Below are 10074 nucleotides of genomic sequence, written 5' to 3'. Positions count from 1 at the left end.
ATTTCAAGACCATTTCAAGACCATTTCAAGACCATTTCAAGACCATTTCAAGACCATTTCAAGACCATTTCAAGACCATTTCAAGACCATTTCAAGACCATTTCAAGACCATTTCAAGACCATTTCAAGACCATTTCAGAATCATTTCAGAATCATTTCAGAATCATTTCAGAATCATTTCAGAATCATTTCAGGATCATTTTGATTGGGGGGTACAAGTATGAAAGCGGGTCATAGGGCCTTTAAAGTGACCACGTCATGTATTCTATTTTCGTTATGTATTCTATTTTTTATTTTGTTCATGCTTCCGGGGCCTGCAGCAGCAATTCAGGTCCAGGTGGAGGGGGAGCTGCCGACAGAGGTTGAGGAAAAGCAGGTAATAAGCAGCGTCCTGACGATAAGCAGCATTCCCAGTGCTGCCGATTTTATATATTTTGATACGGACCTGATAAAATCTGAAGACCAGCCGGTATATAATTTTACGGGCCTGGGACTTCAAAGTAATGAAAGCCACTATGTGCTTCCTGTTGAAGGCGGACAGGGAAAAATCGTTGTCCTGCTGAACGGCCAGGTGCCTGAAATTAGCGAGGTGAAGCAGTGTGATAAGCTTACCCTGGTAAAATACAACCCGAAGCTTACGGGATATGCCCACTACAGGATCAGGTTGACCGATGAAGACGGAAACCCCATAAAAGAAAGCGATACGCGCACGTTTTCGATCGTGGTCCCCGAAATCGAGGCGTTTGAACAGAAAATGACGCTTGTCGACGACTCTTTTTTTAATGCGTACCTGCAGGACATGTTTGATAAGGGGCTTGTTACCGAGGCAAACGAAATTGCGGACTACCTGATCAAAAAAGAAGAAAATTCTTTTAACTGGAGCTATCTTATCATCGGGCTCGCCATTGCGGCTGTGAGTTTTATACTGGGGGTAAGGACCGGCGGTTCTGAGGAGGAGGAGGAAGAGGAATGAACGCAAGGGAAAGCAGTTATTCTGCGCTTCAGCTCCCTACTGACCTGACCATCGTGGGGATTGGAGGCTGCGGAAAACGCCTGTGCAGGGAAATCTGCAACCATGACTGGATCCTTGGCAATTATCTTGCTTCCGGAAGAAGGCTCCGGATCTATACCATGGACACGGACGCAAATGAGAAAGTGGAAGATGAGGTGCAAAGAAGCGATATTAAGGCCAGGATCCAGGAAATCGGGGCAAGGGGAAATATCGAATACAAATACTATTACCTCCCTGCCCTTGCAAATATAAACCAGGTCTCGGACCTTGCAAGCCAGGAGGTCGCAGTAAAGATAAAAGAAAGGAAATCGGACCCCATGGTTAAGACCTGGTGGCTGAACGACCGGGGGGATTCCGGCCTGAGTTTTGAGGAACTCAGGACCATTGACCCCTTTTTGATTGACGATTTCGGAGGCGGGGTCCACCGGAGGCGGGCGATTTCCAAAGCAATTTTTTATAAGGTTCTGAGCCAGGGGCAGGCAAGCGGGTTTCCGACCTTTCCAAGCATCGGGACAACGGCAATCATTGTCGGTCTCGGGGGCGGTACAGGGTCGGGGATGTTTATCGACCTTGCCAGGTATATCCGGGCTCTCCGGGGAGAGGCTACCCAGATCTGGCTCTTTGCAGTAATCCCCACCACAAAAGAAGGGGAAAAGGAGCAGCTAAACGCCGCAATTGCACTTACCGAGCTCGAATACCTGAATTTGAACGAGAGGCTTTTCAACTACGTAATTCTCACATCCCTCGGGCCTACGGGCTATAAAAAAGGGGAAGAGGCAAGGGTGGAAGTGCATGAATTCGACGCCATGTTCCCTCACATCCTGACAAATTTATTCCATATCGAAAAAGGGGACATCAACCTCAGCGACTCAAAACGCCTGTATTCCTCGTTTATCTTTGCAGATGCCCATGTAATCGAGTACCCGGTAGAAGAGCTCAAGAGCCTGAAAAAGAAGTTTGAGGAAATTATCCTGGAACTTGAAAATATCACCGCTTCCAGGAAAGAAATCAACCGGGCCGTAAAAGCCCTGCTGGACAATTTCAACCGGTTCAGGGAGATGCCTCCCACCAGGGCAGATTCCGAGTTTATCAAAAAGGAATACGGAAACGTTGAAAAGCTCTGGAAAAACGAAATCGGTAAACTTCTCAATTACCAGAGCCCGGAAGCTGTCGAGTTTTACATACAGAACAACATCTCGACGGATGCAGGAATCGAAAAAATCACCAGCTATGATTCCCTGCTGGAATTCATCTCAAAGGTAAAAGCTTTCACAATCAGTGTAAAGGAGGACGAATTAAAAGACGAAAACGACAGGAAGCTGTTCAGGCTGATCCCCGAGGCTCTTCTGGGTGTCGAAGACACGGCAAAGCTTTTCAAGCGGGTTGCTGGCATCGAGGAAGAAGCAGCAAGAGGCGTGCTTATCAATGTCCTGAAAGGCAAACAGGAGCTCGTATCCTCTGTTGACCGCCTGAATGCAAAGTCCAGGGCCCTCAAGGAAGAGAGCCTGGAACTAAGATCCGTGATCGAAAGTAAGCAGGCCGAACAGGATTCCCTGAAGCAGCTTAACTCCCGGGTTGAAAGGGCTGTTGACAAAACCTTAGACGATAACGACAGAGACCTTGAACAGTACTTTATCCAGAAGAAGAAACTGAAAAGCATCCAGGAAAATGAGCAGGGCCTGCAAGCAAAAATTGACTTCTTCATCAGCAATTTAAAAACCGGAAACGTCAAAGCCGGGGATAAGGACAGCTGGCTGCGCCTGGCAGGGGTCCCTGAAATCCAGAGAGAAATCGACAGCCTCTCGCACGAACTCGAAATAGACCTCCAGGTCCTTTCCAGGCTCATGGAATCAATCGCCCTTTACTACTATTATGAGTACAGGATCGACAGGGTCAAAAAGGGAGGGTTTAAAGAGAAACTGGTCGGGGCCATAAAAGGGGATAAAAAGAAGGTCCTCAGGAAGTTTGAAGCGCAGAAAAGGAGTATGGAAGACTACATCAAAACTTCGGGAAAGGAGTATATCCAGATAAACGCTCCTTTTGAGCTTTTTGTCCGCGAAAATTTCCTGAGTGAAAGCCAGAACAAAAAGTCCGAAGAACTTAAAAACACTATCCTGGCTTCGGTTTTTCCCGGCATGGACGAAAAAGATCCCGCTTTTGATGAAATCGACCAGGCGTTTAAGTCCGGGGACAGGCCAAAGTTAAGAAGCCTCTTCAGGGAGGTCCTTACCCGGAACTACCTGCAAAAGGAAAACTATTTCGGGAAACTGGGTGCGATTGAGGCGGACTTCCATGCGCTGGAAGAAAGCGTGGAGGAAAAAAATACCCTCTCTGCTATGCTTGAGAAGCTCGAAGGCCTGACCGAAGAAACAATTGTGTACAGGAGAGACCTCAACCGGCAATATGATAAATTTTATGATGATGTTACGAAGATCAGCGACATCAAACCTTCGGGCAGCAAGACCTTAAGCAGCCTTTACCTGACAAAGTTCGGGGACATAAATCCCAAAATCCTCTCCCTGATTGACGCGAGTTCCGATATGAAGGACCTTGACTGGGACGAGAGCGGGAAGCGGGAACTTGACAAGCTCATTGATGAAGTCCTGGTCACGTACAAAAACCTGATCGAAAGCTATAAACTCGGGATCCACAACCTGATGATCCCGATCAGCACCACGGAACGCTGGAATTTCGGAAAAGCCGCCCTTGTCGTTTCCTCAAGGTCCTCGTACATCTCCAGCCGGATTGCAAGCGAACCCATAGCTGATACGATCAAAGACGAGATAAACGGGATCCTTGCCCTGAGCAACAGCAATGACGCAAAGCTTGCCACCCACAACCACACAAAGCCCTGGGACATTGCCCTTACCTTCTTTTCATCTGCAGGTTTCCTGGACAACATCTCTCCCCTTACCGCAGGAGGAGGCTTCTGGGAGATATACGAAAACAAGAAAGATAACGTGCTGCACCACGTGTTGAAGCTCCAGGAAGGAAAGTACGTGACCCGAAAAGCCCTTTTTGACCTTAAGGAAGCAGGGGAACTTGCAAACCTGGAAAAGAAAGGGATAAACGTCGGGGCGAGGATTAGCGAATTGTACGAGGAAAAGAACATAAGGGAGGCTCTGAAGAAAGAGGATGTGCTAGGGGATGTGCTTTTGAAAAAAAAGGAAGTACATTTGAAAAATGAGGGAGAGGGGCTGAAAAGTGAGGGAAGTTATTCGAAAAATGAGTGGGATGCAGCTTTAGAAAACGAGGCGCAAGATTCTGAAAATGAGAATGTGAATCTGAAAAATGAGTCGATAAATTTCGAAAATGAGGATGAGGATCTAAAAAATGAGGATGAGGATCTAAAAAATGAGGATGAGGATCTAAAAAATGAGGGAGAAAGCCTGAAAAATGAGGGGGAAAACTTGAAAAAAGAAAGAGAAAGTCTGAAAAAAGAAAGAGAAAGTCTGAAAAATGAAGGGGAAAATTTGAATAATGAGGGGAGAGGCTTTGAAAAATGAGGATCCACAGTAACAGGAAACTGTTCTTTGAACTCCTGGCAGTAGCTTTTGTCCTGCTTTTATCCTTCTTTTTTTTCAGGTTTGTAAGGGCAATAGGGTTTCCTTATACCTCCTGGTTAGGGGCGTTCCTGCTGAGTTTTTTGCCGGCTTTTTTTATTGCAAGCGCTTTAGGGCTGGCTTTACATGAGCAGTCGAGGAAAGGAAGTTTCTTTTTGTTTGCAGCCTTTTTGCCTTTCCTTTATGCCCTTTCCTTTGACCCGGAGGTTTTTAGCATAAACGGCCTGCTCCTGGGCCTCGTGACAGGGGGCCTGCTGGACTTACAGGCCCTTAGGAGTAACAGCTTCAATATCCTTGTAAGATACACAAGGGCAGGGTCCAGGATTTTCTTTTTTGCCCTGGCGGTTTACATCCTGGTCCAGCTGCTGGAACTAATATACCCTTTCTCTATCGAAGGAGTCAGGCAGTTATTCGAAAGCGGGTCAGAAGAGCCCGGAAACCTGGGGGCAGCCCTTCTGGTGGTGCTCGCGCTCTTTAAGTCGACTGACTTTATACGCGACATCCGGATTTCCGAGGTCTTCGTATACGGGCCTTCAAGGTCAGGCAAGACCCTGCTCCTGCTTGCCCTGTATAACCACTTTGTGAATTTTCACCATGGTACGCACCAGGAAGTTATCCTCTCGTATGACACGCAGGGAAACCTCTCAAAAGTGAACGAAAACAGGCTCAGGATCGAGTCAATGCTGGCAGAACTTGAAACCGGGAACATGCCAAAGAGTACCGGCCGCGCTGATATGGCGATGTATGTGTTATCCGGGAAAAGGGGGGCAATCCCGATTGAATTTTCCTTCATTGATTACAGCGGGGAGTACACGGAAGACCTCTACCCAGAAAAGTACGCCTCAGCCGTCCATTCCCTCACGGAAAAGCTCGAACGGTTCAATGTGAATACCGTTTACAGGCGGATAGGGACTATCAGCTTTATGGAACTGTTAAAAAACGAATATGCAGAAAAACTCAGGGGAGAATTCCACGACTTAATTCTTGCCTCCATCTACAAAAAAATGGAAACTGCCGGGAAAATCATTTTCCTGGTGGACGGGGACTTCCTGCTTTCCTACCAGCAGGGGGGAAGAAAGGAACTAACCCGCCTGTTCGGGCTTTATTCCCGGCTTGTGGACCTCCTGGGAAACGAGAAGTCATACGCCCTGGTGGTAACGAAAATTGATAAACTCAAAGAGCTCTCCGAAATCCCGGAAGATTCAAAGGATGCCCGGGATATAGAACAGGAAGTCTACGAACTCATGAGCCAGATGGATACTTTCAGGGAGATCATGCACAGGGCGCAGAAAGTCCCGATCTACTTCTACACTGTCAGCGTGGATGCAACGCTGTCTCCCCAGCTTTCAAACGGAGGAAAAACGTTAGAAGAACAGCAGAGGATAACCCAGATTTATCCCTGGAGGGTCGGAGAAATTGCACAGTTCGGCTTCTGATTTCAGGCCTGATTTCGGGGTATATAACTCAAGCGGGAAGCTGCTGGCAGGAAATGAGAGCTTTGAAGGATATGCCGAACTTGCCAAACAGCTGGACATTAAAAGAAGCGCCCTCTACGTTGAGACCAGGAAGAATGAAATCCTCCTCGGCTGCAGCCTCCTTGTAAAAATAAAGATGGGAAGGGAAGAACGGGCAGTCTTCATTGCAAACTATGCCCCGGAGGAGATAATTTCCAGGGCCACATCGTCCCCTGTTTCCATTTCAACTCCCACTTATGCTGCTTCTGCTGCTTCTGATACTTCTGCTGATACTTCCTCCTCCGTTTCTACTACTGCTTCTGATACAGCCTGGATCAAAAGGTTTTACGGGGAGGCAAAAACCCGTTTGGAAAACCTGGAAACGTTAAAATATCAGGTCCTCGGCCTCTGGGAAGCAGGAGACCTGGAAGAGATTCATGCAACCGATATCAATGCAGTAGGAATCCCTGAAAAAAGCCTGGCATACCCTGCAGGAAAACTCCTCTCCGGGCAGAGGGTTTCGGTCAGGACAGCCGGGCTTTCGGACGGGATTTCCTTTATGGGAAGCTTAATTTCAAAATTAGGTCCTCTGCATTCCACTGGCCTCAGCTTTGCCCTTTCCCTCTATCCTTCTCCTTCGGACGTTTCTGTAAGCCCGGGGGAACCTGATCCCGATTTCCATCTTGGCTCCGGCGAAATCCGGCCTGACCCCGGCCAGGCTTCATACGCGGTACGCTTTTATGGACTTTTATACGGAAGTTTCACCCGGCTTGCGGGAAATCCTGAGTTCCGGAAACTTCTTCAAAATAATGCCGGAAACCGGGACAAGGTTTCTGGCAGGATCCTGGAATCCCTGCTTGAAAATTCCCCCTCCGAAACGATCGATGCCTTCGCTTCTGCCGGGGCAATGGACAGTTTTTTCGGGCTGTACCGCAAAAACCCGAAAGCCCTGAAGGCAATTGTAGACGCGCTCTTTACCACCCACCTTACCTCCCGACTCATTATAATCCACGATAAAGGGCTTGCAGCCGACTTAATCATGGAACTCGGGGAAGCGCAGCCTGAAAATAAATGGCTGGAGGCTTTCCTGATAGAACTTTATCGGGGGCTTGACGACCGGGATACGAAAATAAGGATACACCGGCACTTCCTGGAAAATAAAGTCCTTTATGAAACTTTCATTGCCGAACTTATGCTACTGCTGGAAAAGCTCTCCCGGGAAAAACCGAAAGATCCCTCTCTGCTCAGGATGTGTGCAGGCACCTCTTTTTATGGAAACCGTCGCGGAAAAGAAGCTTTTGAGGCAGGGGTAAAAAAAGGACTGAAAGATCTGAGCCATTCCAGGACAACCGGTTTCCTGAAGTACGCCATCAATGTCCTGGACACTCCGGCTGAAGGGGGAAGAATCCTGCTTGAAGCCCTGGTTCCCGAAAAAGCTGCGGGCACAACCGGCGGCCTGACAGGAGGAGAGTACGGTCCTGCAGGCAGTGATTTTGCTTCGAGATTGAATAAAACGGAAGTCCGGAAACTTGATATGTGGCTTGGCCGGGATTATTTGAAAGAGATAAAAAGGAAAAAGTCCCGAAAAATGAAGAAAATTATAATTTATGCATGCAGCCTTTCGCTCATTTTGATATCCGGATTCCTGATTTTATCATACATGGCCCCAGGGCCGGTCCTCCCAGCTATCACATTTTCTGAAAATAACAGCACAGGTATGCTTCCTTTCACCATTCAGCTTGAATATCCGAACGGTAATGGGAACGAAAGCGGCATGAATGAAAGCGGTGTGAATGGAAGTGGCATGAATGAAAGTGGTGCCGCGGGCGGTTTTGGGAATGATACGATTGTAAACGATACGGATGGGAATGCAACCAACGTAAGCAATGCAACAGAAATCAATGTAACCAATATAAGCAATGAAACAGAAGTCAATGCAACCAATGTAAGCAATGCAACAGAAATCAATGTAACCAATGTAAGCAATGCAACAGAAGTCAATGCAACCAATGTGAGCAATGCAACAGACACCAATGAAATCAATGTGAGCAATGTAACAGGCACCAATGTAACCAATGTAAGCAATACGACAGACACCAATGAAACTGATACAAATGTAACATAAGTCAATACTACAGACACCAGTTAAACTGATGCAAGCAATTTTACCAGCGCAGCGGACTCCAAGGCAGCAAGATCTGACCCAGAATCGAGACCAATAAAACCTTTTTCGATTTGCTTTTCAGGTACCTGGACTCTCACCGGCCGACGAAGGAGGCCGGCCTTTTCCATAAAGTGTGGATAATATATTGATAAGCAAAAGAGTAGCCAGATGATTGAGAAGTGCACTGCGATTACTAAAAAAGTCATCGAGATGACCGGGAAGTACATGAGATAAACAAAAAGGAATCAAGTTTACTGGATTGAAGAGTTTGGATAAAATACACGAATTCAATTTGAAATTATTGCGCTAGCCGTCATAACCTAAAAATATTTTTTTTCAAACCCTTTTAAATTTTATTTTTTTGGAGAGGCGCCGCCAGGCAAGCTGGCGGTGTGTTCCTATTAATTGAAGTAAAAAAGGTTTCGGGGTAAAGTGAAGTACTTCCCGGACAAGCTGGCGAGGGAACTCCTGTATCACCCGGACTGAAAAACGGTTTAAGGTGTTGATGGCAAGTACTTAGCAGGCTGCTGGCGAGGACTCCTGTATTGTTTGGGGGTGAAAGGTGGTTTTCGGGGTAAAGTGAAGTACTTCCCGGACAAGCCGGCGAGGTAACTCCTGCACCGCCTGGAACGAATAAAGGTCTGTGGGGTCAATGGAAGCACTTCTCAGCCGCCGGTTTCCATGCCGAAATTACAGCCAGAAGCCCATCTCCGGTCCCATGTTTCACAGTTTCGATTTCCTCAATCTCTTCCGGTATTTTAAAGATTGTCTGGCAGGTCTTTATGTTTTCGAAACCCAGTTTAACCAGATGGGCCTTAAGCTCTGCTGCCGAAAGGAAGCGTGCACCTGAAGAGAATTTGCCCTCTTCCCTTTTCGATTCGTAATACTGCCCAGGTGGACTGTCCCTGTCAAGCATCCCTATTATTATCTGCCCTCCGGGTTTCAGGGCCCTTGCAGCTTCCCTGAGCCCCTGCAGGGGGTCTTTGAAAAAAGCAATTGCAGTGACTATAAGCACGAGGTCGAAGCTTCCGCCCTTAAAGGGTAGGGCCTCGGCAACCCCCAGTACGGCCTCCACGCCCCGTTTTTTTGCAAGCTCTGCCATCGCCCTTGCCGGTTCAACCCCGTATCCGATTCCCAGGGGGCCGGCAAACCTCCCTGTCCCTACTCCGATTTCCAGGGCCCTGAGCTTTCTCAGTTTTTTTGGGAGAAACTGTTTCAGGGCAAGGAGTTCGGATTCGTATGCCGGGCCGTACTTATCGTACCAGGCATCGTATTCAAGGGCATGCTTTTCAAAGGCTTCGAAAGATTTCATGATCCCCCATGTTTTTCCGTCCCTGTATTTCTGTTAATTATGCATTCTTTAATATGCATTATAAATTGGGGGATGCAGGCTATAAGCTTATTTTCGTCCGCTGTTGCCGGGGGCAGGTCTGTTTCAGGTCGCCCAACTTTACGCGGTTCACGGTTCTGAGTAAATAGAAATAAATGAAACATTTTTCAATTTGCTTTTCAGGAACCGGCGCTCTCACCGGCCGACGAAGGAGGCCGGCCTTTTCCAAAAAAAGTATGCGATGACTGAAAAAGGTAACCATTCTAACTTAAAAGGTTATCAGGATGATTTAAAAGGTTATCAGGATGATTTAAAAGGTTATCAGGATGATTTAAAAGGTTATCAGGATGACTTAAAAGGTCATCTCAGTAACTGAAAAAGGTAATCATTTTAACTTAAAAGGTTATCAGGAGGACTTGAAATATGCATTGGAATAAGCAAAAATTGCATCCAGATGACTGAAAGGATAAGTTAAGAAAGAATACAGGATTCAATTTGAAATTGGTGTAACAGCCACCACAGCCTAAAAAATATCATCATCTATTTTATTA

General features: G+C 46.9%; 7 protein-coding genes. 6 read left to right on the top strand and 1 reads right to left on the bottom strand.

The window, feature by feature from the left end; translation table 11 throughout:
- From FTO70_RS14780 to FTO70_RS14760, 5 genes are all read left to right on the top strand, one after another.
- The coding region (locus tag FTO70_RS14780) for a hypothetical protein (protein WP_255336533.1) at window positions 1-224 on the top strand (224 nt) is incomplete at its 5' end.
- A 77-nt stretch (window positions 225-301) separates the two neighbouring features.
- Window positions 302-973 (top strand): hypothetical protein, encoded by a 672-nt coding sequence (locus FTO70_RS14775; protein WP_255336532.1) that lies wholly within the window; start codon window positions 302-304, stop codon window positions 971-973.
- Window positions 970-4518: a tubulin-like doman-containing protein gene (locus FTO70_RS14770; RefSeq protein ID WP_255336531.1), complete on the top strand. Its 3549-nt coding sequence runs from the start codon at window positions 970-972 to the stop codon at window positions 4516-4518. The genes FTO70_RS14775 and FTO70_RS14770 overlap by 4 nt, the downstream gene beginning before the upstream one ends.
- Complete coding sequence (locus tag FTO70_RS14765) at window positions 4515-6011, top strand: hypothetical protein (protein WP_255336530.1); 1497 nt, start codon at window positions 4515-4517, stop codon at window positions 6009-6011. Before FTO70_RS14770 ends, FTO70_RS14765 begins: the two co-directional genes overlap by 4 nt.
- Complete coding sequence (locus FTO70_RS14760) at window positions 5992-8154, top strand: hypothetical protein (RefSeq protein ID WP_255336529.1); 2163 nt, start codon at window positions 5992-5994, stop codon at window positions 8152-8154. Before FTO70_RS14765 ends, FTO70_RS14760 begins: the two co-directional genes overlap by 20 nt.
- A gap of 688 nt (window positions 8155-8842) precedes the next feature.
- Here FTO70_RS14760 and FTO70_RS14755 read toward each other — a convergent pair.
- Window positions 8843-9505, bottom strand: a complete 663-nt coding sequence (locus FTO70_RS14755) for a class I SAM-dependent methyltransferase (RefSeq protein WP_255336528.1) — start codon at window positions 9503-9505, stop codon at window positions 8843-8845.
- 259 nt (window positions 9506-9764) lie between these two features.
- Here FTO70_RS14755 and FTO70_RS14750 point away from each other — a divergent pair, with 259 nt between their 5' ends.
- Complete coding sequence (locus FTO70_RS14750) at window positions 9765-9899, top strand: hypothetical protein (protein WP_255336527.1); 135 nt, start codon at window positions 9765-9767, stop codon at window positions 9897-9899.
- Window positions 9900-10074: the final 175 nt, after the last annotated feature.

The organism is Methanosarcina sp. KYL-1, from assembly GCF_024372725.1.
GTDB lineage: Archaea > Halobacteriota > Methanosarcinia > Methanosarcinales > Methanosarcinaceae > Methanosarcina.
The sequence above is the reverse complement of the archived record's forward strand: the minus strand, read 5'-3'. Positions and strand labels throughout refer to the sequence as shown.